This is a genomic window from Kocuria sp. UBA1838 (assembly GCF_002338785.1).
GTDB classification, from domain to species: Bacteria; Actinomycetota; Actinomycetes; order Actinomycetales; family Micrococcaceae; genus Kocuria; species Kocuria marina.
On sequence record NZ_DDIY01000006.1, the window covers coordinates 149,914 to 173,399 of the forward strand.

At 70.3% G+C, this 23,486-nt stretch carries 19 protein-coding genes and 1 pseudogene; 10 read left to right on the forward strand and 10 right to left on the reverse strand.

What is annotated here, in order from left to right; all coding sequences use genetic code 11:
* Positions 1-46: 46 nt before the first annotated feature.
* The 5 genes and pseudogenes from B3I25_RS03925 to B3I25_RS12335 all read right to left on the reverse strand — a co-directional run.
* Positions 47-802 carry an SDR family NAD(P)-dependent oxidoreductase gene (locus B3I25_RS03925; RefSeq protein ID WP_286737864.1) on the reverse strand — a complete coding sequence of 252 codons (756 nt, stop codon included), beginning with the start codon at positions 800-802 and terminating at the stop codon, positions 47-49.
* Positions 799-1,791 (reverse strand): lipid II:glycine glycyltransferase FemX, encoded by a 993-nt coding sequence (locus B3I25_RS03930; RefSeq protein ID WP_286737865.1) that lies wholly within the window; start codon positions 1,789-1,791, stop codon positions 799-801. Before B3I25_RS03930 ends, B3I25_RS03925 begins: the two co-directional genes overlap by 4 nt.
* 40 nt (positions 1,792-1,831) lie before the next feature.
* Positions 1,832-3,544: an LCP family protein gene (locus B3I25_RS03935; protein WP_286737866.1), complete on the reverse strand. Its 1,713-nt coding sequence runs from the start codon at positions 3,542-3,544 to the stop codon at positions 1,832-1,834.
* A gap of 157 nt (positions 3,545-3,701) precedes the next feature.
* A complete protein-coding gene (gene purE / locus B3I25_RS12330) occupies positions 3,702-4,298 on the reverse strand; it encodes a 5-(carboxyamino)imidazole ribonucleotide mutase (protein ID WP_349676524.1) in 597 nt (198 codons plus the stop codon).
* A gap of 12 nt (positions 4,299-4,310) precedes the next feature.
* Positions 4,311-5,432 (reverse strand): annotated as a pseudogene (locus tag B3I25_RS12335) (5-(carboxyamino)imidazole ribonucleotide synthase); the annotation flags it as partial.
* 238 nt (positions 5,433-5,670) lie between these two features.
* Between B3I25_RS12335 and B3I25_RS03945 the strand changes: the two are divergent.
* Entirely contained in the window at positions 5,671-6,303 is a 633-nt protein-coding gene (locus B3I25_RS03945) for a GtrA family protein (RefSeq protein ID WP_064846186.1), read from the forward strand.
* Positions 6,304-6,401: 98 nt separating this feature from the next.
* Here B3I25_RS03945 and B3I25_RS03950 read toward each other — a convergent pair whose 3' ends face one another.
* Positions 6,402-7,106, reverse strand: coding sequence for a TIGR03089 family protein (locus B3I25_RS03950; RefSeq protein WP_286737868.1), 705 nt, complete (start codon positions 7,104-7,106; stop codon positions 6,402-6,404).
* A 233-nt stretch (positions 7,107-7,339) separates the two neighbouring features.
* On the opposite strand from B3I25_RS03950, the gene B3I25_RS03955 reads away from it, so the two are divergent.
* The 4 genes from B3I25_RS03955 (at position 7,340) to B3I25_RS03970 (ending at position 10,670) form a co-directional block, all read left to right on the forward strand.
* Positions 7,340-7,909, forward strand: a complete 570-nt coding sequence (locus B3I25_RS03955; RefSeq protein WP_064846188.1) for a WhiB family transcriptional regulator — start codon at positions 7,340-7,342, stop codon at positions 7,907-7,909.
* A gap of 5 nt (positions 7,910-7,914) precedes the next feature.
* A complete protein-coding gene (locus tag B3I25_RS03960; RefSeq protein WP_231885538.1) occupies positions 7,915-8,574 on the forward strand; it encodes a DUF3499 family protein in 660 nt (219 codons plus the stop codon).
* Between the two features lie 77 nt (positions 8,575-8,651).
* Positions 8,652-9,941: a L,D-transpeptidase gene (locus B3I25_RS03965; protein WP_286737871.1), complete on the forward strand. Its 1,290-nt coding sequence runs from the start codon at positions 8,652-8,654 to the stop codon at positions 9,939-9,941.
* A gap of 9 nt (positions 9,942-9,950) precedes the next feature.
* The gene (locus tag B3I25_RS03970) at positions 9,951-10,670 is read left to right on the forward strand and encodes a TIGR01906 family membrane protein (RefSeq protein ID WP_206399538.1); all 720 of its coding nucleotides are present in this window, start codon (positions 9,951-9,953) and stop codon (positions 10,668-10,670) included.
* On the opposite strand, the gene B3I25_RS03975 is transcribed toward B3I25_RS03970, so the two are convergent.
* The gene (locus B3I25_RS03975; protein ID WP_286737872.1) at positions 10,654-12,279 is read right to left on the reverse strand and encodes a dolichyl-phosphate-mannose--protein mannosyltransferase; all 1,626 of its coding nucleotides are present in this window, start codon (positions 12,277-12,279) and stop codon (positions 10,654-10,656) included. The two genes, B3I25_RS03970 and B3I25_RS03975, sit on opposite strands and share 17 nt — an antisense overlap.
* 81 nt (positions 12,280-12,360) lie before the next feature.
* On the opposite strand from B3I25_RS03975, the gene rsmI reads away from it, so the two are divergent.
* A complete protein-coding gene (rsmI, locus tag B3I25_RS03980; RefSeq protein ID WP_193519744.1) occupies positions 12,361-13,251 on the forward strand; it encodes a 16S rRNA (cytidine(1402)-2'-O)-methyltransferase in 891 nt (296 codons plus the stop codon).
* Positions 13,252-13,402: 151 nt separating this feature from the next.
* Here rsmI and B3I25_RS03985 read toward each other — a convergent pair whose 3' ends face one another.
* The 3 genes from B3I25_RS03985 to B3I25_RS03995 are packed head-to-tail and all read right to left on the reverse strand — an operon-like array spanning position 13,403 to position 18,437.
* Positions 13,403-15,907, reverse strand: a complete 2,505-nt coding sequence (locus B3I25_RS03985) for a transglutaminaseTgpA domain-containing protein (protein WP_286737873.1) — start codon at positions 15,905-15,907, stop codon at positions 13,403-13,405.
* A complete protein-coding gene (locus tag B3I25_RS03990; RefSeq protein WP_286737874.1) occupies positions 15,904-17,490 on the reverse strand; it encodes a DUF58 domain-containing protein in 1,587 nt (528 codons plus the stop codon). Before B3I25_RS03990 ends, B3I25_RS03985 begins: the two co-directional genes overlap by 4 nt.
* Positions 17,487-18,437 carry an AAA family ATPase gene (locus tag B3I25_RS03995; RefSeq protein ID WP_098053364.1) on the reverse strand — a complete coding sequence of 317 codons (951 nt, stop codon included), beginning with the start codon at positions 18,435-18,437 and terminating at the stop codon, positions 17,487-17,489. Before B3I25_RS03995 ends, B3I25_RS03990 begins: the two co-directional genes overlap by 4 nt.
* A gap of 170 nt (positions 18,438-18,607) precedes the next feature.
* Here B3I25_RS03995 and B3I25_RS04000 point away from each other — a divergent pair, with 170 nt between their 5' ends.
* The 4 genes from B3I25_RS04000 (at position 18,608) to B3I25_RS04015 (ending at position 23,391) form a co-directional block, all read left to right on the forward strand.
* A complete protein-coding gene (locus B3I25_RS04000) occupies positions 18,608-19,768 on the forward strand; it encodes a TatD family hydrolase (protein WP_286737877.1) in 1,161 nt (386 codons plus the stop codon).
* 701 nt (positions 19,769-20,469) lie between these two features.
* On the forward strand, positions 20,470-21,156 hold the full coding sequence (locus tag B3I25_RS04005; RefSeq protein WP_286737879.1) for a hypothetical protein: 687 nt from the start codon (positions 20,470-20,472) through the stop codon (positions 21,154-21,156).
* A 157-nt stretch (positions 21,157-21,313) separates the two neighbouring features.
* Positions 21,314-22,372, forward strand: a complete 1,059-nt coding sequence (gene rsmA / locus B3I25_RS04010; protein ID WP_286737880.1) for a 16S rRNA (adenine(1518)-N(6)/adenine(1519)-N(6))-dimethyltransferase RsmA — start codon at positions 21,314-21,316, stop codon at positions 22,370-22,372.
* Positions 22,369-23,391: a 4-(cytidine 5'-diphospho)-2-C-methyl-D-erythritol kinase gene (locus B3I25_RS04015; protein WP_286737882.1), complete on the forward strand. Its 1,023-nt coding sequence runs from the start codon at positions 22,369-22,371 to the stop codon at positions 23,389-23,391. Before rsmA ends, B3I25_RS04015 begins: the two co-directional genes overlap by 4 nt.
* Positions 23,392-23,486 lie beyond the last annotated feature (95 nt).

The following is a 23,486-nucleotide window of genomic DNA, read 5'->3' on the forward strand; positions in this document are numbered from 1 at the left end:
ACGAGCCCCGCCCGCCCGGGACGAACTCTGCCGGCGCGGGGTGGGACTACTTGCGGCCCGAGACCACGTTCGCGGCGCGCGCGACCAGCGACCGCGGGAGCACGCCCGTGAGGGCGTCCAGGACGTAGTACGCGCGCGGGAACACGAGCCGGGACCGCTTCTTGTCGAGTGCCGTGAGCGTCGCGGCCACGAGGTCGTCCGGATTCGCGGAACGGCCCAGCTCGATGGCCTGCGCATTGGCGACCGTGAAGAACTGGGTGTCCACGGGACCGGGGTTAACGCTCAACACGTGTACGCCGTGCTTGCGGGCCTCCACACCCACGGCGAGGCTGAAGCGGTCCACGAACGCCTTGGACGCGCTGTACGTGGCCATGGACGGCAGGGGCTGGAAGCTCGCCACGGACGCGATGTTCACGATCGCGCCGTGCCCCGCGGCGGTCATGGCACCCAGGGCGGTGTGGGTCAGCGTCATGAGGGCCCGGACGTTGACCGTGAGCTCCTCGATCTCGTGGTCCAGGTCCAGGTGGGCGAACTCGCCGTGACTGCCGAAGCCCGCGTTGTTGATCAGCAGGTCCACGGGGTTGCGTTCCAGCACGTCCACGATGGTGTCGATTCCCTCGGTGGTCCCGAGGTCCGCCACGACGATCTGCGCGGTGCCGCCCGTGGCGGTCTGGGACAGTTCCGTGAGCTTCTCGGTGCTGCGGCCCGTGAGGATCAGGCCGTAGCCGCGCTCGTGCAGGGCATGGGTGAAGGAACGTCCGATGCCACCGGTGGCACCCGTGATCAGGGCTGTGCGAGTCATGCGCCCACCCTACGCTCGCGCAGGGTGCGCAGTTTGCCCCGGGCCGCCCCGAGGGTCTCACGGCCCGCACGCACCGCACCGTAGGCGGTGTAGCCCGCGCGGGAGACCGGCAGGTCCCACGTCCCCGGGTAGGACACGGGCTCGCCGCCGAAGGACTTCTTGAAGGACGTGAAGCCGTGCCACTCGTGTTCGGGCCCCGCGCCCTCGGGAGCGGTGCCGAAGAGGTCGAACCACGTGAGCCCCTTCTCCTTGGCGTCCATGATCATGGTCACCACGAGCGGGATCCCCGCCGAGAGCTTCCGGTGGGTCTGGTCCGTGGCCGCGTGCGCGTAGGTGCGGGTGTCCTCGGAGTCGTACACGAGCGAGGCCGCGATCGGCTCACCGTCCAGCTTGGCGAGGTAGAGGCTCGCGGCACCCGCGGGCATGAGCGATTCCGCGACGGCCCGCAGGTAGTCGTCATGCTGCCGATTGAAGTTGCGCCGCTTGGCGGTCGCGTCCAGGAAGGTCAGCAGGTACCGCACGTCCGCGGGATCCTCGGAGCGCTCGATGCTCACGCCCTTCTTGTGGATGTTGCGGTAGAGATTGCGGTTGGTGGACTTCATGTCCTTGAGCAGGTCCTTGGCGTCCTTGCGCAGGTCGATCAGCTGGGTGTGTCCCGGTTGCACCTGGCGCGGCGCGAGCTTCATGCCTCGCCGCTTGAGCGATGCCTCCGGGGTCTCCAGACCGTCCACCGGGTGACCGTTGATCGGCTCCACGCGCACGAACCAGCACCGGTGCGCCTCGGCCTGCGCCGTGAGGTCCGCCAGAGCGGCGTCGAACGTGTGCGGGGAGTCCGCTTCGGGGCCGTACGGGCAGTACAGGTACCGTCCGGTGCGCCCGCCCTCGACGGTCGCGAGGTACCGCCAGCCCGGCCCATTCGCCTGGATCACGCGGTGTCCGATGCTTTGCTGAAACCGTGCCCATTCGGGGGACTGCAGGATGTTCGCCACGCCCTCAACTGTACCGAGTGCGCGGTCCCGGGGCGCCAGGTCAGGGGACCGAGCACGTCCCGTTCGGCGACAACTGCTCCTGCGCCGGTACCTTGAGCGCGGCGGGCACGACCACGGCCGTCCCGACGCCCGCACCGCCGCCCAGCGCGGACACCCCGCCCGTTCGCGCCGCACCCTGGGAACCCACGGTGCCGGGCGTGTCGGCGGACGGCACCGCTGCGTCGCCGCGCGCGCCCCCGGCGGCCTGGGCGTCGTCGCCGTTCGCGTTCGCCAGGACCCGGGAGACGTCGGACTGGAATTGCGCGTAGTCCGGATAGGTGGGGAAGGACTGGTCGTAGTAGGGAGGACCCGCCGCGTACGCCTGCAGCTCGTGGTCCTTGGCCTTCGTGGCCACGGTGACCATGGAGCCGATCGAGGACTGCGGGATGTCCGTCTCGAGGATCTGCTGGCCAGAGCTCGCGAGCTCGTCGAACTTGGTGGCCACCGCGACCGGGTTCAGCTGCGCGAGCATCGCGGCCTGGACGCAACGCTGCCGGGCCTGGCGGTCGTAGTCCGTGGCGCCCTCGCGGGAGCGGGCGTACCACAGGGCGTGGTAGCCGTCCATGTGCTGGGTCCCGGGCTCGATCCACCCCAGGATGGGGTTCTTCAGCCCCGTGTCCAGGTTGGTCCCGCCGCCGATCGGTACGCGGCCACCCACGTTGATGTCGATCCCGCCGAGCGCGTCCACGAGGGACGCGAAGCCGTCCATGTCGATCAGCGCGTACGCCTGGATCTTCAGGCCCGTGACGCCCTCGGCGGCCTCCTTGGTGGCCTGCGCCCCGGGATCGGCGACGTCCGGGTAGAGGTCCTTGTGGTTCTGCATCACGTCCGTGTAGACGGCGTTCATGATGCACTCGTCCCCGCAATTGAACCCCTCGGGGTAGACCGCGTTCATGGGGGAGTCCGCCGGGAACGGGACGTTCTGCAGGTTGCGGGGCAGGGAGATCGTGACCGTCTGCCCCGAGGAGGCGTCGATGCTGAGCACCGTCATGGAGTCCGGGCGGCGGCCCTCGCGGTCGTCACCGGCGTCACCGCCCATGAGCAGGATGTTATAGCGCCCGTCCTCCGGGGCGAACGGCATGCCCCCGCCGAAGATATCTGAGACCGCGTTGCGGGCCACGGAGACCAGGTGCGCCGCGTAGCCGAGTCCCCCTCCGGTCAGGAGCATCGCGAGCACGGTCACGAGCACCACGGCCCGGCGCATCCCGTCCCCGAGCAACCCGGGTCTGATCAGGCGCAGCGTGTCGAACCACAACAGCACCCACCCGATCGCGAGCGCCACGAGGCCGTACATGAGCACCGCGGAGGTCACGGTGTTGGTCAGCAACCAGATCAGCGCGCTGCGCCACACGACCCACAACAACAGGGCGGCGAGCACGAGCGCCCACACCACGGCGGTCACGCGCACGGCGATCCGCCCCAGGCCGCGTCGGCCCGCCACGAGTTGCGCGGAACCGGGCACGAGCAACGTGGTACCCAGCAGCCACCAGGCGCGCTTGGTGCGGGTGGCGGGTGCAGCGAACCGGGGACTCCTGAGGGGATCCCCCACGCGGGAACGCGATCGTCGCGGCCCGTCGCCCGGGTGGCGCTCGGCGGTGGCGCCCGCGGGCGGCTCGTCCGATGCGGTGTGGGAGCCCGACGCCACGCTCTCGTAGGCCTTGGTGGCCGTGGGATGGGGGGCGGCGTCGTCGGGCCGGTCGCTGGATCCGTTCACGTGCAACTCCGTGCTGAAGGGGAAGTCGGTGTTGCGACGGGCCATGGGTGCGGGCCCGCCGGGCCGGGATCCATCAGAGGAGAACGGATCCCGACCCGATCATTGTGCCTTGTCCGCCTGGGTCCGGGCCGACAATGCACCCCGAAGGGGGTGGCGCTCAGTCCTGGGAGGCGGTTCCGCGGCTCACAGCGTCACGCAGCACGGAGCCCTTCCGGTGCGCCGCCTCCGAGAGCTCCTGTGCGAAGTCCCGCAGTCGTTCCCGCAGGTCCTGCCCGGACGCGTCCGACGCCGATCCCAGCACCCGGGCGGCGAGCAGACCGGCGTTGCGGGCGCCGTTGATCGACACCGAGGCCACGGGAACCCCCGCGGGCATCTGTACGATTGACAGCAGGGAATCCATGCCGTCCAGGGTCTTCAACGCCACGGGCACCCCGATCACGGGCAGCGGCGTGACGGACGCGAGCATGCCCGGCAGGTGGGCGGCACCGCCGGCCCCGGCGATGATGACCCGCAGGCCACGCTCGTGGGCGGTACGGCCGTACTCGAGCATCTCGGTGGGCATCCGGTGCGCGGAAACCACGTCCGCCTCGTACGGGACCCCGAGTTCCTCGAGGGCCTCGGCCGCGGCCCGCATGGTGGCCCAGTCCGAGTCCGAGCCCATCACGAGACCCACGCGCGGGGCCTCGTCCTGACCGGACGGGACCGCACCCCACGGTTGCCGCTCGGGAGCATCGCTCACGTCGGTGGGTCGCACCCCGCGGTCCTCGCCGTCGCGCAGGATGCTCGCCGCGTGGGTCGCGATCTCCCGCAGCCGCTGCACCTCGTGGGCGCCGCCCACCACGTTGACGTGACCGATCTTGCGCCCCGGGCGCACGGACTTGCCGTAGTTGTGGATCTTGGCGCGGGGTTCCGCGCTCAGTGCCTGCGGATACGCGGCGAAGAGGTCCTGGTTGTCCCCGCCCAGGTAGTTCTTCATCACGGCCGCCCCGGCCACGACGTCCGTGGCGCCCAGGGGCCAGTCCAGCACGGCGCGCAGGTGCTGCTCGAACTGTCCCGTGACGGATCCGTCCATGCTCCAGTGACCCGAGTTGTGGGGGCGCATGGCGAGCTCGTTGACCGCGAAACCCGCGTCCGTCCCGGGGGTCTCGAACAGCTCCACGGCCATCACTCCGGTCACGCCCAGTTCCTCGGCCAGCCGGACCGCGGCGTCCTGTGCCGCGCGGGCCACCTGGGGATCCAGGCCGGGGGCGGGGGCGATGACCTCGTCGCACACCCCGGCCACCTGGATGGACTCCACCACGGGCCACGCCACGGTCTGCCCCGAGGGCCGGCGCCCGACCATCGCGGACAGTTCCCGCGAGAACGCGACCGCTTCCTCGGCGAGCAACCCGGCGCCGTCGTCCTGGCCGGTGGCGCGTTCGAACCACTCGGCGGCGGTGCCGGTGCCGGCGTCCTGCGGGCCGTCGACCTTGAGGACGCCCTTGCCGTCGTACCCGCCGCGCGGGGTTTTGAGGATCACGGGCCAACCCACGCGCTCGCCGAACGCCACGAGTTCCTGCGGGGAGTAGACTTCCTGCCACTGCGGATTGGGCAAGCCCAGCTCGGCGACGGCGCGGCGCATCACGAGCTTGTCCTGCGCATGCACCAGGGCGGACGGCCCCGGACGCACCGCCACACCCTGCGCCTCGAGCGCGCGCAGATGCTCGGTGGGAACGTGTTCGTGGTCGAACGTGAGCACATCCACGTCCGCGGCGAAACGCTGCAGGGTCTCGAGATCCGTGTAGTCACCTGTGGGTGCCGTGCGCACCGCGGCCACGGCACTGACCTCCGGGCCCTCGGCCAACACGCGCAGTTCCACGCCGAGAGCGACGGCGGCGGGGGCCATCATGCGGGCCAACTGCCCGCCGCCCACCACACCAATGACAGGACCGGTAATGGGAGAATTCACGGTTTCAGGCTAGCGCCACAGCGGACGTTCAGCCATTTCGGAGTACGATGCACTCAATCTTCCTGCGGAGGCCACATCATCCGTGTCGTGGCGGGTCACGGGTCGGCGGCGGGCCACGCCGGTGCGGCCACCCATCCCTCTTCCCCGAGCGTCAGATTGGGATCGAATCTTGAACAAAATGTTTGATCGCGCACACGCGCTGTGGAATCTGTTCGTCAAAGAACTCGCGAAGTTCGGGGTTGTGGGTGCGGCTGCGTTCGCCATCAACGCGGGCCTGGTCTGGGTACTCATGCACACGCAGTACTTCGCGGAAAGCCACATCAAGGCCAAAGTGGTCGCCACGGTCGTGGCCATCATCTTCTCGTGGGTCGCCAACCGGTTGTGGACCTTCCGGGACAAGCGCCAAGAGGACAAACGCAAGGAACTCGTGCAGTTCCTGGTGGCCAACGGCATCGGCATGGGGATCGAACTCGGGTGCCTCGGGGTCAGCTACTACGTCCTGGGCCTGACCTCCGCGACCGCGTCCTTCATCTCCGGCACGATCATCGGTACCATCTTGGGCACGATCTTCCGCTACTTCGCCTACCGCTTCTGGGTATTCAGCACCAAGCTGGACCAGGACCCGGACTTCGCGAGCAGCCCGGACCAGGAACTCGCGTTCATCACCGGGCAGATCCCCGTGATCCCGCAGCGCGAGGACAAGACGCCCCGACACGACGACCCGGCATCCCACCACGGGAACCCGGCGCCGCGGCCCGAGGACACGGTGGCGAACACCCTTCCCGAGCAGGACGTGCGCCGCGCGTCCTGATCCGCGAGGACCGTCGAACAGGGCGCCTGCACCAGACAAACGCCGGCCGGACCACCGCCGGTCGCGCGGCCCGGTGCAGGCGCCACCGTGTTTCGGTGTCAACCGCGGGTTGCGCGCTCCTGGTCCAGGACAGCGGCCGTGGCGTCCTCGGGACGCGCGGTCAGCAACACCGCCCCACCGGCCGTGATGATCCCCAGGGTCCGCAGGGCCGCGTTCTCGCCCCAACCCTCGGTGAGCGGCAGGTACACGGTGCCCTCGTCGGTTCCGGCGAGCTCCAACGCTCGCGGCAGTACCTCCGCGTGGGTCACCCCGGACGGCAGGGCCACGCTGTCGGGTTGCGGGTTCTCGAGACCCCCGTACATGTCCGGTTGGGCCCGGACCTCGTCGCAGAAGTCCACCGCGCCCTGGGGCAGGGGCCCCGAGCACTCGAAGGCCAGTGCGGGTTCGGCGACCACCAGCAGGGTCTGGGCCGCGGCGTCGTCGTCAGGGTGAGACTCCGGGTACGCATGGACCACCGAATCCGGTTCGGGATGACGCGTGAAGTCCACGCGCGCACCCGCGCGTAACGCCGCGAACGTGAGCACCGCGAGTCGCCAGTGCGGCACGGGGGAAATCGTGAGGACGTCGGAGGCGCCGACGTCGAGCTCGTCCACGAGCAGCCCGGCGGCCTTCTCGACCCAGTTCACGAGGACCCGCCCGGACAGCTCGACCCGTTCGGCGCCGTCGCGCCAGATCAGAGCGGGGGTGGGGCGCTCGGCCACGGTCTGCAGGGCCTGGGTCAGGTCTGTGGGTGTGCGTCCCACGAGGAAACTCCTTAGGGTATGTGACGGAACCACGGGTTCCCGGACGGCGCGCCGGTGGACCCGGGAAGCCCAGGATACTCGGCTTGACTCAGTAGGACTTACACGCGTGTAATTAGGGGATCCACCGGGATATCGACGGTGTACGCCCCTACGTGGCGGACTCGTTTTCGGTCGGGACAACCGGGCTGGTTGAGGACATTTGAACAGCGAACGCGTGGGACGGAAGGAGTGACATGGGAGAGGCCGCACGCCGCCAGATCGATGCTCGGGAGGACTACGAACCCGGGTCGACCGGGGGTGCAGCTCCCGTGGACTGGTTCGTGGATCCCGTGGATCAAGCCCGGGGGGACTCGGGTGTGACCACACTGGACGATCTCGCCACGGCCTTCCTGGCCGCACACCCCGAGGTCGCCGGGGACGTGCTCCTGCGTTCCGACCGCAAGAAGCCGCGTGAACCGCAACCCCCCGTGAGCACCCCCCAAGACCTGAGCACCACCGAGGTCCACGACGTACAGAGCGTGGACGCCTCCGTGTGGCAGGCCGTGGCCGGGCTGTACTCCGTGAGCGAGGGTGACGCCGAGGGTGAGCTCGCGTGGCAGACCGACGCCCTGTGCGCCCAGACCGATCCCGAGGCCTTCTTCCCCGAGAAGGGCGGGTCCACCCGGGACGCCAAGCGCGTGTGCGAGGCGTGCCCCGTGAGCGGCAAGTGCCTGGACTACGCCATGGCCAACGACGAGAAGTTCGGGATCTGGGGCGGCCTGTCCGAGCGCGAGCGGCGCAGGCTGCGTCGCCGGGGACGCTGAACCCCGTGGCCGCTCCCGAGACTCCGCGGCGCACGTGCTCCAAGCAGATGTGCAACCGTGACGCGGTGTGCACCCTGACCTATGTCTATTCCGATTCCACCGCGGTGATCGGTGCCCTGTCCGCGCGGCGGGAACCGCACGCGTACGACCTGTGCCCCGTGCACGCGGACTCCTTGACGGCACCCAAGGGCTGGCGCGTGGTGCGCCTGGAGTCACCGGACGGCTGGAACCACGACGACCTCGACGCTGTGGTGGAAGCCGTCCGACCGGACGAGGATCCCGCACCCCACCGCACGGCGCGCGGTACGTTCCTGGGCGCCGTGCGACCGCCCGGGGCTGCGCGACCCTCGGGCCCGTCCCTGTCACGGGGTCCCGTGTTGCGCGACGTCTCCTACCAGGGCCGCGATGACGAATCCCGGGCCGACGCCGATTCCTCCGGCCCCGCGGGCGATTCCGGTTCCGCCGAAATGCCCCGTTCCGAGGGCTCCGCGGGCGCCAATGGCGTGCGCCCGGCGCGTCATGTTCCCATGGGCCGTTCCGGGGTGAATACCGGCTATTCTGTAGCGACGCGTACGATTGCGAACGCAAATACGCAGGTGGGGCAGCGCATGGACTTCGTCCCCCTCCCCGCAGCCCTGCGCACCCCGCACTGGCGGCGGCCGTAACCCGGTTGCCCCGTCCGGGTGGGCTGCGAGACCGTGATTCCCACGGCCGCCGTTCTCCCCCCCGATGTGAGGTGCCCATGAGACTCCCTTCCCACCACCGCGATCCGCTGCCCGGGACACCGCGCGAGCCCGCGCGTCCCGCCGGGGCGAGCGCGCGGCGTCGTCGTCCGGGCATCGCGTGCCTCGCTCTCGCAGGGCTCCTGGGCCTGAGCGCGTGCGCCGGGGGGAACGACGCCACCCCGGCAGCGCCGTCGTCCGCCGACGCCGCTCCATCGAGCTCCGCGCCCACGAAGAGTTTCGGGACCGTGCGGGTCGAGGTGAGCCCGGCCGCCGACACGAGCATGGTCAACCCCGTGGACCCCGTGGTCGTCACAGCGGACGGCGGGGAACTCACGGACGTGACCGTGAGCGCCGCGGGCTCGGGGGAGCGGGTCGAGGGCGAACTCGCGCAGGACGGCCACGAGTGGCGCTCGAAGGCGCCCCTTGCGTTCGACGAGACCTACACGGTGGACTACACCGCGCGCTCCGGGGACCGGGACAGCACGGGGCAGTCCGTGTTCAGCACGGTGGACGCCGCCCACGAGGCGGACGTGGCCCTCAACGTCAAGGACGGGCAGACCTACGGCGTGTGGCAGGTCGTGGAGTTCAACTTCTCCGAGCCCGTCATGAACAAGGACGAGGTCGAGAAGGCCGTGACCGTGGACGGGGCGCACCGCGACGGCGCGTTCCGGTGGTACTCGGACCGCAAACTACGCTTCCGCCCGGAGCAACCGTGGGACCCGAACGCCAAGGTCACGGTCACCGTTAACATCCTGGGCAAGGATCTGGGCAACGGGATGATCGGCAACGGCAACGAGACGGTGTCGTTCAGCACCGGTGCCGAGCAGCGGGTGTTCGTGGACAACAACACCAAGACCCTCGTGGCCTACGTGAACGGCAAGGAGACCGGTCGCTGGCCCGTGACCCTGGGCAACCCGGACTGGCCGTCCACCACGGGCAAGAAGGTCATCATCGAGCAAGCGGCCTCCTACGAGTTCAAGGCGTCGTCGCTGAACCTCAAGCCCGGCGACCCCCACTACTACCCGCCGTTCGACGCGTCCAACGTGTCCCGGCTGACGTGGAGCGGCGAGTTCATCCACCAGGCGCTGCCGTCCGCGATGCCCGTGCTGGGCGTGGCCAACGTGTCCCACGGGTGCGTGGGGATGCCGCCGGAGGGTGCGGCCTACATTTTTGAGACCTTCCGCCCGGGTGACATGGTGGAGGTGGTCAACACTGACTACCCCCAGGCCGATCCCGACGATGGCTACGGGGACTGGAACATCCCGTTCGAGCACTACTCGGACGAGGACTGGCACGGAAACTGGTGATACAGCCCGGTGAGCTCCTCCATCCCACGCGGCCCCTGGCCCCGCCCCACCGCGGTGCAGCGCATCCTCCAGGGATTCCTGGCACTCACTCTGCCCGTCCTGCTCGTGGCGCTGGGGGTACGACTCGTGGCCACCCCGGTCTTCCTGTGGCTCGAGTACCACCGCCCCGGCTTCCCCGCTGACCACTGGGGGATGAGCACGCAGGAACGGATGACGTTCGGTTCCTACGGGATGGACTACATCATGAACCTGGCCCCGCCCGAGTACTTGGGCGGTCTGGTGAGCAGTGAGGGCGGCATGGCGTTCACCCCGGCGGAGGTCTCTCACATGCGGGACGTCCAGCACGTGATGTCCTGGGGGCTGCTGATCGCGTTCGTCCTGCTCGTGCTGAGCGTCCTGGCGGCCTGGTACCTGCACCGGGCGACCCCGGGGACCGCCTCTTCCGCGTGGTTCGCGGGCTCGTGGCTCACCGTGGTCCTGTTGCTGCTCACGGCCGTGTTCGCGGTGGTGGGGTGGCAGAGCTTCTTCGCGGCGTTCCACTCCTTGTTCTTCAGCTCCGGGACGTGGACCTTCAGCATCTCGGACACCCTGATCCGGCTCTATCCCACCCAGTTCTGGATCGACGCCGCGATCGCCGTGGCGCTCGTGACGCTCATCGGGGCGTTCGCGGTCATGCTCGCCACGACCCGCCGGATGCGGGCGGCACGCTCTTTCAGATCCACGAGGTGAACCACATCCGCCAGCGCCAGTGCTCGTAGGGAATGGTCTGGGCGGTCCACACGGGCCAGAAGAACACCGCGAGCACCACCACGAGCAGCAGGAACACCACGCTCACCCTGCGCCAGCGCCGCGCCCACACCGGTGAGATCACCTGCTCGTGCACCGCGGCGGACGGCGTGCCCGCGGTGGCACCCAGGCGGGGGACCGCGAGCTTGCCTGTGAGCACCCCGATCGCCCCCGTGATCAGCAGGACCATGGCGGGGAAGTAGGACAGCGCGTAGAAGAAGAACATCGTGCGTTCCGGGTAGAGGAACCACGGGAGGTAACCGGCCGCGTACACGCCCACGAGGGCACCGAAGCGCCAGTCACGGAGCACCGCCCACAACCACAGTCCCAGCAGCACCGCCAGGATCCCCACCCACCACACGGCGGGGTTGCCCAGGTTGAGGATGGCCTGGCTGCACGAGTCCACCGTGCAGCCGTCCACGCCTCGTCCGGGGGATTCGTAGAAGTAGGACGTGGGGCGGGCCATGACCGGCCACGTGGCCGGGCCGGCCATGTACGTGTGGTGCGAGGACAGCCCCGCGTGGAACGAATAGGCCGCCACGTGGTACTCCCACAGGGAACGTAGGGCGGGCGGGAGCCACTGCGGGCCGTCGCCCGGGTTCAGCTCGGCCCAGTTGCGGTTGTAGCCCGTGCTCGTGGTGAGCCACCCGGTCCACGTGATCACGTACACCACCGCGCCCACGCCGATCATGCTCAGGAATCCCCACGGGCCGTCCTTGAGCACCGCACCGGCGAACCAGTTCTTGACCCCGGCGATCCGCCGCGCGTTCATGTCCCACAGCACCGCCAGGATCCCGAGCGCGGCGATGCTGAACAGCGCGTTCCACTTCACGGCCGCGGCCGCACCGCACGCCACGCCCGCGGCGATCCGCCACCACCGCACGCCCAACCACGGGCCCAGGACGCCGCCGGGGCCGCGGGCGAGCAGGCGGCGTCGACCGTCGTCGCGGTCCAACAGGACGAAGACGAAGGCGAGCAACAGGAAGAACATGAGGAAGACGTCCAGCAGGGCCAGGCGGGACTCCACGAGGTGCAGCCCGTCCAGGGAGGTCAGCACACCGGCGATCGTGGCCAGGGTGACCGAGCGGAACAACAACCATCCCGCGCACCAGATCACGGCGATGGACGCCGTGCCGAACAGGGCCGCGGAGAAGCGCCACCCGAATGGGTCGTCCGCGCCGAACAACCACAGCCCGATCGCGATGAGCCACTTGCCCAGGGGCGGGTGCACCACGAAAGAGGGGTGACCCTGTGTGTCTGGGATGTTCCCGGAGACGAACCCCTCGTCCGCGCCCTCGGGCCATTGCTGCTCCGTGCCGTGGAGCAGCAGCGAGTAGGCGTCCTTGAGGTAGTACGTCTCGTCGAAGACCACGGCGTGCGGCCACGACAGGTGCACGAAGCGCAGCACCCCGCCCAGCAGGGTCACGAGCGCCAGGGGGACCCACCAGTACCGGGGCAACCGGGTGACCGCGGGGAGCAGGCGGTCGCGCACGGAGGGGGCCACGGGTGCGGTCGAGGCGGGGGAGAAGACAGTCGAGGGCACGGATCCCATCGTAGGGTGCACCCCTGGAGATTCAGCCCGGCCACGGTGGCGTCACCGCGTTCGACCGGCGGACCTTCGTAGAGTGGACGGGTGAGTTCACAGACATCGACGACCACCCCCGGCACCGAGGACCACCGCCCCGGTGCCGTGGTGGTCGTGGGCACCCCCATTGGCAACCTCTCGGACGCGTCCCAGCGGCTCAAGGACGTCCTGCACACCGCGGACGTGCTGGCCGTGGAGGACACCCGCACCCTGCACCGCCTGGCCTCCGGGCTCGGCGTGACCGTGACCGGGCGGGTGGTCACCCACCACGAACACAATGAGAACGCGCGCACCGGCGAACTGCTGGACGATGTGCGCCGCGGTCGTACCGTGGCCGTGCTCTCCGACGCGGGCATGCCCACGGTCTCCGACCCCGGGTTCCCGCTCGTGCGCGCCGCGGCCGAGGCGGACCTGCCCGTGAGTGTGCTCCCCGGGCCCTCGGCGGTCCTCGCGGCGCTCGCGGTCTCCGGGCTGCCCACCGACCGGTTCACGTTCGAGGGCTTCCTGCCGCGTAAGACGGGCGAGCGTGCGGCCCACCTCGCGACCCTGCGGGACGAACCCCGCACCATGGTCTTCTACGAGTCCCCGCACCGTCTCGCGGAGATGCTCACCGCGCTGCGGGAAGCCCTGGGCGCGGACCGGCGCGCGGCCGTGTGCCGCGAGCTGACCAAGCTGCATGAAGAGGTGCTGCGCGATGACCTCGCGGGTCTGGTCGAGTGGGCCGCGAACAACCAGGTGCGCGGGGAGATCGTGGTGGTCGTGCATGGTGCCCCACCGGCCGTGGCTCCCGAGCCCGAGGACCTCGTTCAGGAGGTCGAGCACCTCGTGGCCACGAGCGACGTCAAGCTCAAGGCCGCCGCGCGCGAGGTGGCCACCGAGCACGGGGTGAGCACACGCAAGCTCTACGACGCCGTGATCACCGCGCGCGGTCAGAACTGACCCGACCCGCGGTAATGGCGCGCAGATATGTAGGACGACCGTCTCGCCGACGAGTGCCCCTCGGGTCGGACTTGCCGGTCTCCGTGCAGTGATGACGGCGCGGCCCCGGCCTCCGCGCGGGCGGGATGGACCCGCCCGCGCGGCGTCGTGGTCACCCGCGCGGGCCGCTCCACAGCGACGCCGGCCACCAGTCGGCGCGCAGCCGCCCGCCGCGCGAGGCCCGCTTCCGGAACTCGTCCCGGACCAGCGTGAGGTCCTCCGGCGTGGTCCGCGGGGTCCAGCGGGAGTCCGGGGCGCCGTAGCTCGCGGATTCCAGGTCCGCGACGAGGTGATCCACGGCGGTCTGCGCACCCGGTAGCCCCGCCGCGAGCCGGCGTGCCCGCACGCGAGGCGTGTCGGACGCGGGGGAGGTGACGCCGTGGTCCTCGGCGAGCGCGCGGAACTCGTCCCACGCGGCATTGGCCCGGCGCTGCGGGGTCAGGGACGCGTCCTGCAGTGCCGCGAGTCGCGCCCGACGACGCCGCCCGCGCACCACCCGCGGCGCCGCCGCGAGGGCCAGCAGCGCGAGCAGACCGAGCACCCCGGTCACGAGCCACCACGGCACCGCAGCGGTGGTCGGCGCCGCCTCGTCCTGGGGTGATGGCTCCTGCGAGGGGTCGTCCCCCGGTTGCTCGCTGGGTTGTTCACTCGGCTGATCGGACGGCTGGTCGGAGGGTTCCTCGCTGGGCTGTTGCTCGGGCTCGTTGCTCGGCGCCGCGATCTCCTCCGGGGTCTGCGAACCCTCCCCACCCTGGTCCTGGGCCGAATCCGGCGCGTAATCGGGGGTGCTGGGCACCCCGGGGGTGGGCTCGAAACGGACCCAGCCCACGCCCTCGAAGTACAGCTCGGGCCACGCGTGGGAATCGCCCGTGCTCACGGGGAAGGAACGGCCGCCGTCCGGGTCCTCGACCGGGGCGGTGGGCAGGTAACCCACGGCGACCCGCGCGGGGATACCCACTTCCCGGGCCATGAGGGCCATGGCCGGGGCGAAATGCCCCGAGTACCCCGTGCGGGTGCGCATGAACTCGTCGAGTGATCCCATCCCGCCGGCGTCGTAGCCCTGGGCGAGCGGCGCGGTCACGTCGTAGCGGAAGTCGTCGCGCAGGTGGTTCTGGATCGCGAGGGCACGGTCGTAGTCCGTGTCCGCACCCTCGGTGAACGTGCGCGCGGCGTCCGCGACCGATTGCGGGCGGTTCGCGGGCAGCCGCAGGTAGTCGCCGAGCTGCGGGTCCGACGCCGCCGACGGTGCCGCCCGCAGTGCCTCCGGGGTGGCTCGTGACAGCACGGACGTGACCGTGTACTCGGCCCCGGACATTCCCGTGGACTCGCTGAAGATGGACAGGTCGCGGGGATTCCACGCCCACCCCTCGTCACCGAGTCCACTCACGGCCACCGGGGCGTAGGGTGCGGGCAGCCAGTGCTCGGAGAAGTCGTCGAACATGACCTTGGCCGAGACCTCGGTGCCGCGGGGGACCGGGTTGCGCGCGGCGTCGGCCAGACCCGAGAGATCGCCGTCCAGGTTCTCGACGTCCGGGAACCACTCGTCCTGGTCGAAATCGGAAAGGGTGAGCAACCGCATGTACTGGGGCTGGTCGTCCGAGGTCGTGTACGAGAACCGCCGGGTGTGCTCGACCGAGCGCAGGTCCTGACCCACCGCGCGCAGCGGGCCCACCCCGGAGGCGCGCTCCGCGGTGAACGAGCTGCCCTGTGGGAAGGCCCCGTTGAAGAATCCGGGCATGACCGCGGGGACGAACAGCACCACCGCGAGTACACCGGCGATGACGAGCAGGGCGCGGGGGAGTCCTCCCGGGGTCGGGGCGATGCGCTGGGCGCGCGTGGCACCCCAGAACCGTGAACCGGCCAGCAGCGCCAGGGCGGCGAGCGCGGCCGCGGCCAGACCGAGGGCAGTGACGCTGCCCGGCAGGGTCAGCGCGGGGAGCACGAGCAGCGCCAGGATCCCCAGGCATGCGAGTCCGGCCATGCGCAGACCCACGAGGACGGTTTCCATGAAGACGGTCACCAGCCCCACCAGGGTGCACAGCACGAAGGCCAGCCCGGGGTTCGGGCCGTAGGGGGCGGCGTCGCGGGAGATGAAGTCGCCGGAGGAACGCCACAGCTCACCGGCCGCGGTGAAGGTCTCCCCGGTGGGGATGAAGCCCAGCAGGGCGTGGGAAGGCAGGTGCACCACGGTCAACGCGAGCAACAGGGCGGCCAGGCCCAGGACCGTGACGAGCGGTGAGGGCACGCGCAACCAGCGGGCCGCGCCCGTGACCACGAGCACCGTGAGCACGGTGGCCGCCACGGAGGGCAGCCACCACAGGCCGTTCAACGCACCGGCCATGCCCACGCAGCCCAGGGCGATCGCGGCGAGCAGAAGCAGACTGAGTTCGATCACGCGGGGCCGGGGCGGACGCGCTCCCTGGATGTGCTGATCGTGCGGAGTGCGGGAGTGGCCGGCGGAGCTCCGGCCGTCCTGAGCAGCCCGGAGGCCGGTGGCGTCGGGGGTCACCGAGCGGCCCTGAGCCGTGCGTGCCGCGGTGGCGGTCGCAGCCGCGGCGGGGGCCCCCGCGGAGGTGGCGTCGTGGTCCGCGTGGGGCGTGGGATCGGGGGCGCTCATGCGGTGGCCCTCCCTCGGGCGTGGCCCATCATCTCGTCCATGCGCAGCTGTCGGGTACCGGGGTCGGGCGGCGGCGGAGTCAGCAGGGTGGCCCCGCGGGTGGTCGCGAGCCATGCGGCGTCCACGTCCGTCCAGCGCGTCACCAACACCACGGACCACCCCGCGGACTCGAACACCGCGGCGCTGTCGGGGCGGTGCGCGGGGGCGTCGATCACCATGATGACCGAACACACCGTGCTCGCCGCCGCTGCCGTGACGTAGCGCCGCGCGGCCGCTGGGGAGAGTCGGCCCGTGAGCAGCAACAACGGGTGGGAGAGCCCCTCCCGTTCGAGGCGCTCGGTCAGGGGATCGGTCGACGCCTCGGATTCGGGCCGGCTCACGAGGGCCGCTCGGGAGAGGCCGTGGACGACTTCCGTGGCGGTGTCGTCGGTGACGTCCGTGTCCCGCAGGTCGGCCACCGGTGCCTCGCCGCGGGGCATTGCGCGGCCCTGGTCGTCGAGCGCGTGCACCACGGTCTCGCGGCGCGTGAGGTGCTCGATCACGGACGCCGCCGCGCGCACCGCCCACTCGAACTCCTCGGTGGATTCGAGCACACCGGCCCACACACGAGCGCCCGGCCAGTGTTCGGCCGCGGAGTCCAGGACCACGACGGCGCTGCGCGTGCTGCGCGGGTCCTCCTGGCGCACCATGAGCTGGCCGTGCTTGGCGGACGCCGCCCAGTGCACCCGGCGCATGGGGTCACCGTGGCGGTACTCGCGGGTCATCACGTTGTCGGGTCCCGGTTGCGGTTGGGCGCGCCGGGACGGGTCGTTGCCGGATTCACGCGCCATGGTGACCCCGTGCTCGGTGAGGTCCTCGGGTTCCGGGGCCACGTACAGCGACGTCCGCTCGGCCACGTCCAGCAGTTCGGTCACCACGCCGAACGGGTCGCCCACGCGCACCGTAGCCGGACCCAGTTCGTGGATCCCCCGACGCCGCGGGCGCACCGTGTACGTGACCGGCGCCCCGGACACCGGTACCGAGACGTCCTGGTCCCGGCCCAGCAGGGGGTCCACGGTCTCGTGCACGTCCACGGCGGCGACGGCGCTCGTGCGGCCCGAGCGGAGGGTGCCCCTGCGGTCCGCGTCGGTGGTGTCCGGGCCTGCCCCGCGGCCGGGGTTCGCGGCATCCGCCGGGCCATCGCCCATGCCACCCGTCAGGCCGCCTCCTGCCGTGCCCATATCGTGGACCGCGGGGTCCACCGGGTCGTGGGTGGAGCCTGCTCGAGCGGCACCCGAGGTACGGTTGCGCGCGGAGAAGGCGGAGCGACGTCGTACGCGCAGGGCCACCTGGGCGGCGTCGCCGAGCGTGACGAGCGGCGGGTCCACCGAACGTTTGAGCAGGACGCGAGGTTTGACGAGCCACATGGCCAGGGAGGACAGCAGCGGCACCATGCCCAGGAACAGGGACAGCGCCAGGACGTCCTTGCGGCCGAGCCACGTGGCGGCGGCCAGGCACAGCACGGCTGCCGCCAGGAAACACCACCCGCACACCGTGAACTTGGCGCGTGAATCTACCCGCGCCTCGGGAGCGGCGGCCTTCATCGGGTCTGGGGGGCGTCTTCGGTGGGGACGCGGACGTCGGAGAGGATCGTGCGCACGATGTCCTGGGCGCTGTCCGCACCCGAGCGACGCTCGAGGAGCAGGCGGTGGGAGAGTACGGCCACCGCGACGTCCTTGACGTCGTCCGGCAGCACGTGGTCGCGTCCGGCCAGGGCGGCCTGCGCGCGGGCGGCCGCCTGCAACTGCAGGGCCGCGCGGGGGCTCGCCCCCAGGCGCAGGTGCGGGTGCGTGCGGGTGGCCTGGCACAGTGCCACCACGTAGCGGCGCACCGGGGTGGACACGTGCAGCGAGGCCACGTGGCGTACGAGGTCGCGGGCCTCCTCGATGTCCACGACCGGCCCGAGACCCGTCAACGGGGAGCCTGCGCCGTGATCGCGCAGCATGGCGACCTCGGCGTCCGCGTCCGGGTAGCCCATGGAGATCCGCGCCATGAACCGGTCTCGCTGGGCCTCCGGGAGGGGGAACGTGCCGTCCATCTCCACCGGATTCTGGGTGGCCACGACCATGAACGGTTCGGCCAGCCGGTACGTGGTGCCGTCCGCCGTGACCTGGCCCTCCGCCATGGCCTCCAGCAGCGCGGACTGGGTCTTGGCCGAAGCGCGGTTGATCTCGTCCCCGATCACCACGTTCGCGAACACCGGGCCGGGTTTGAACTCGAACTGGTTGCGGGTCTGGTCGTACACCGACACACCCGTGATGTCCGTGGGGAGCAGGTCCGGGGTGAACTGGATCCGGTTGATCGTCCCACCCACCGCGCCGGCCAGGGTACGGGCCAGCATGGTCTTGCCCACGCCCGGGACGTCCTCGACCAACAGGTGGCCGCCGGCCAGCAGGGTCAGCAGGGCCGTGCGGGTCTCGGCGGGTTTGCCGTCGATGACCGAGTTCATGCGGTCAAGGATGGCCTTGGTGCGGGCGGCGAACTGCTCCATTATTTCCTCGTCTCACGGGCAGGGGGATCCGGGGGTGTTTGTCCCCATGTTCGCAGGTATTTGCCAGGTGCGGGTGCATTGCGAACGGGGTCGGGGCCCCTTCCTCACCGAGCGGCGCACGGATGCGGTTGCCCGGGGCCGGGCGGGAGCGCGTCATCTATCGTGGAGGGGTGATTGAGACACCCGTATCCGAATCCGTGTGGGACCACGCAGCCCGACCCGAGCCCGTGGCGGGACAGACGCCCGAGGCGTACACCGTGGAGCGGTACGCGGTCGCCGATTCCGGTGACGACGTGCCCAACGGTGAGGGCACGGAGCGTCGTGCGCACACGGATGCGCAAGGACGACGTCGCAATCTCACGTTCCCTGCGCTGCCGGAGCCGTTGCCGCACCCCGTGGTGGACAACCACACCCACCTGGACATGCAGGACGGGTTGGTACGGGTGTCCGTGGTGGATGCGATGGCCACGGCCAGGGACGCCTCCGTGTGCGGGGTGGTCCAGGCAGGGTGCGACGTGGAGTCGTCGCGATTCGCGGTGGCAGCGGCGCAGACGGTTCCGAGGGTGCTGGCAGCGGTGGCGCTGCACCCGAACGAGGCCCCCACCTTGGCCGGGTCGGGTGTCTCCGGAGACCTGGATGCACCGGCTCCGGCAGGTGACGGCTCGGCGAAGGGGTCCGGAGCGGGGCGCTTCGAGTCCGATGGACCAGGGGGAGTTTCCGCGGCTGGGCGTTTCACGGGGGCACGCGACGCGGGCTCAACGGGCGGGCGCTCGCTGGACGAAGCGCTCGCGGTGATCGATGAATTGGCGGGGCAGCGTAGGGTGCGCTGCGTCGGCGAGACGGGAATGGATCGTGTACACACCCCGGAGTCGGGGTTGGCGGTGCAGGAGGAGTCGTTCCGGGCGCACATCGAGATCGCCAAGCGGCACGGGGTGGCCATGCAGATCCATGACCGTGAGGCCCACGAGGACGTGGTGCGCATCCTCCGTGATGCCGGGGCTCCCGAACGTACGGTGTTCCACTGCTTCTCGGGGGACGCGGAGCTCGCGCGGTTGTGCAACGAGAACGGGTGGTACATGTCGTTCGCGGGAACCGTGACGTTCAAGAACGCGGCACCGCTCAAGGCAGCGCTGCGGGAAGCGGATCCGGGGCTCGTGCTGTGCGAGACGGATGCGCCGTTCCTCACGCCGCACCCGTTCAGGGGCCGGCCCAATGCGCCGTACATGGTCAACTACACGGTGCGGGGGATGGCGGAGATCCTGGACGCGGATCTCGAGGAGCTGTGCCGGCGGATCTGGGAGAACTCGGAGCGGGTGTACGGGCAGTTCTGAATTCGGAGCGGGTGTGCGGGCAGTTCTGAGGGGCTCCCACCCCGCCCCGCGCCCCATCCACCATGCCCACCCACACCCTGCGCCCACGTGGCTTCTCCTGCGTGCTCCCACAACCAGCCCACCCACCTCCCCACCGCGGCAACCGGGCTGCACCACACCTGTGCCCCGAAAAAGCAAGGAGCGAGGCGAATCCAGTGTCGTTTCGGGGCACAGATGTTTGCGAGATCGGGGGCGTGAGGTCATCCGCACTCCCCATCCAGTCCAGGCCCTCCGATTTTTAGGTCGTCCGTTCCTAGATTCCTGGCATGGACTCACGAATCACTGCCACTTACCGAGGCCCACGACCTCTCGTGGCCACTTCCGGTGAACTGGGTCGGCGGAAACACCAGCTGACCCGTGATCCTTCGATGCATCAACTGGCCCACGGGCTGTGGTGCCGCGCCGATTCGCCCCCGGATCACGTGCAACGGGCCATGTTGCTGCAACGTCATCTCAACGGCCCTGGATCGTCCGTCCGCATCACGGGAATCACCGCGCTACAAGTCCTTGGGATTCCGATCGGGTCCCACTATCGATGGGCGGATCGGGCGCTGTGTCATCCCGCGCCGCCGCGGGGTAACGACCTGGACGAACATCTTCACCGCGTTCTCCACCTCTCATGGCATGGTGAGCGGTGTAAAACTCGTGATCCCAGTGTTCTTATGACCAAGTCCTACGGCTTGGGGTCCTATGCCGGACCGTGGGGATCCACGCTGGTTCATCCGGTGGAGGCACTCGTCGTGGCCGCGCCCATGATGTCCCGCTGGGCACTCACCGCCGCACTGGATGCGTTGCTGGTGCATCGTGATCTGAGGCCGGTGGACTCGATACCCGCGTGGACGTCTCAATCCTGTGGGGAGCCGCTCTCGCTGGCGGACATCTACTCGGCATTGGAGACGCTGCCTCCCACATCCCGTGCGGTCATGGCGGTGCGCACGGCATTGAAGAGCACGCAATATCCCACGCTTTCTCCCATGGAGACCTTGACGCGGTTGATGCTGTTGGCGTGTGGCCTGCCGTGTCCCGTTATGAACTTTCGCGTGGACACACGCCTGGGTTACAGCCTGCTCGACCTCGCGTGGCCTGAACACAAGACAGCCATTGAGTTCAACGGGCGGGTGCACAGCGAGAACCACCACGCGTACAAGAACGAGATGTATCGCAACGAGGTGCTCCGAGATCTGGGGTGGAAACTTCGCATCATCGTGTTCGACGATCTCCGAGATCCCGCCCGCTCAGTCGAGTGGCGCACCTGGTTGGGGCGCCAACTCTGGGTCGTGCCCCGTTTCCCGGCAGCAGGATCTCGCGCTCGCACATCCGTGTCCCGAAAAGGCATCCATATCCCGTGATCGGTGTCGTTCTGGGGCACACGTGTTGTGCAGCGGGATTGCCGCGGGGCCCAATGAGGGTGGGAGGGAAGGTTCGGGTATGGGGGAGTGAGCGGGGCGGCGGTGCGGGCACAGGTGCGGGTGCGGATCGCGCAGGCACGCCACGTAGGATTGACCGGTGACCGAGCCCAGTACCGACGGCCCTCTCCTAGGCCCCGCCGAGATTCGAGAACTCGCCGAGCAAGCGGGGATCCGCCCCACCAAGACGCTCGGTCAGAACTTTGTGATCGATCCCAACACCATCCGCCGGATCGTGGCCGCCGCCCACCTGGGGCAGGACGAACACGTCCTGGAGGTGGGGCCCGGCCTGGGGTCGTTGACGCTGGGGCTGTTGGCGGCGTCGTCGTCGGTCACGGCCGTGGAGATCGACCCGCCCCTCGCGCGGCAGCTGCCCCAGACCGTGGAACGGTTCTTCCCGAGCGCTGCGGACCGGTTGTCCGTGGTGGAGGCCGACGCCGCCCGCGTGCGTGAGCTGCCCGGCGAGCCGACCGCGCTCGTCGCGAACCTGCCCTACAACGTGGCCGTGCCGGTGCTGCTGCACATTCTGGAGACCTTCCCGACCGTGCGCCACGGGCTCGTGATGGTCCAGGACGAGGTCGCTGACCGATTGGCGGCCGGGCCCGGGTCGCGCGTGTACGGCGTGCCGTCCGTGAAGGCCACCTGGTACGCGCACGTGAGCAAGGCCGGGGTGATCGGCAAGAACGTGTTCTGGCCCGCCCCGAAGATCGCGTCCGGGCTCGTGCGCTTCGAGCGCCGCGAGCCCCCGGTCGCCGAGTCGCTGCGCCGGGACACGTTCGCGGTGGTAGACGCCGCATTCGCCCAGCGTCGCAAGACCTTACGGGCGGCGCTGAGCGGCTGGGCGGGGTCCGGTGCCCGCGCCGAGGAGATCCTGCGCGCCGCCGGTGTGGACCCCGCCGCGCGCGGTGAGCGGCTCGACGTCGCCGACTTCGCCCGGATCGCGGCAGCCGCCGGGACCGTAAGTTCAGAGGGGACGGAGGAAGTGGCCGGAGCCGATAGCCGACCCGGAGAAGTTCCGGGGAACCTCACGACTACACGAACCGCGTCTGCCACTGGGACGGCGCCGGACGAGCACCTCGCGGAAGCCGTTGGGACCGCGCCCCGAGACGGGTCCGGAGTGAACGACGTACCTGCCACCGACCCGGGGGAGCACCCATGAGCCCCACACCGACCCGGGTCAGCGCGAGCGCCCCGGCCAAGACGAACCTCGTGCTGCACGTGGGCAGCCCCACCCCGGACGGTTACCACCCCCTGGAGACCCTCTTCGTGGCCGTGGACCTGCGGGAAACCGTGACGGCCGCCGTGAATCCCGCGCTCGCCCGTCGTGGGGTGGGGATCCGCATCACCGTGGAGGCCGAGCGCGGTAGCGAGTACGCCCGCATGGTGAGCGAGGGAACCGCCCGCCTCTCCGATGTCCCCCTGGACGGGACGAACCTGGCCGTGAAGGCCGCGCTCGCGGTGTGTGAGGCGCTGGACGTCCCCGTGCCCGGACTCGAGCTGCATGTCCGCAAGGCCGTGCCGGTCGCCGGCGGCATGGGCGGGGGATCCGCGGACGCCGCCGCCGCGCTCGTGGCGGTCAACGACCTTGTGGCCCGCCACGCGGGCGTTGCCCCAATGGATACGGACGAACTCCTCCGACTGGGCGCCGGCCTGGGCGCCGACGTGCCGTTCATGCTCCTGGGAGGCGCCGCGATCGGCCGCGGCACGGGAACCGAGGTGGAGTCGGTGGCCGCGGAGGAGCAATTGCATTTCGTGTTCGTCCCCCAGGACCAGGGCCTGTCCACACCGGCCGTGTACCGCCAGTGGGATGCCAATCACACGGTGACGAACGCGTCGACGAGGAGTGCCCCGCGCACCGGCATCGCCCCCGATCCCGTCCCCACCGCGGTGCTCACGGCCTTGGCCGACGCGGACCCCGATGCCCTCGCCGCCCGGATCCGCAACGACCTCCAGGACCCCGCGATCCAGTTGCTACCCGAACTCGAGGGGCTGCTCAACCACGGCGTGGAACTGGGTGCGCTCGCCGGATGGGTCTCCGGGTCGGGCCCCACGGTGTGTTTCCTGGTGCGCTCGCGGGATGCCGCGCGCCGCCTCGTGCTCGACTTCGTGCGGGAACACCGCCACGCCCTCGCCGTGGCCGGCCCCGTGCCCGGCGCGCGGGTCGAATCGCGCGAATGAACCCGCCCGCCGGGGTGTCCCGGGGCAGAATCGGGTCAACGTAGGCGCGTCACCACGGTTTCGAGGTCTGGGCCGGCCCGGGCGGTGCACTCCCC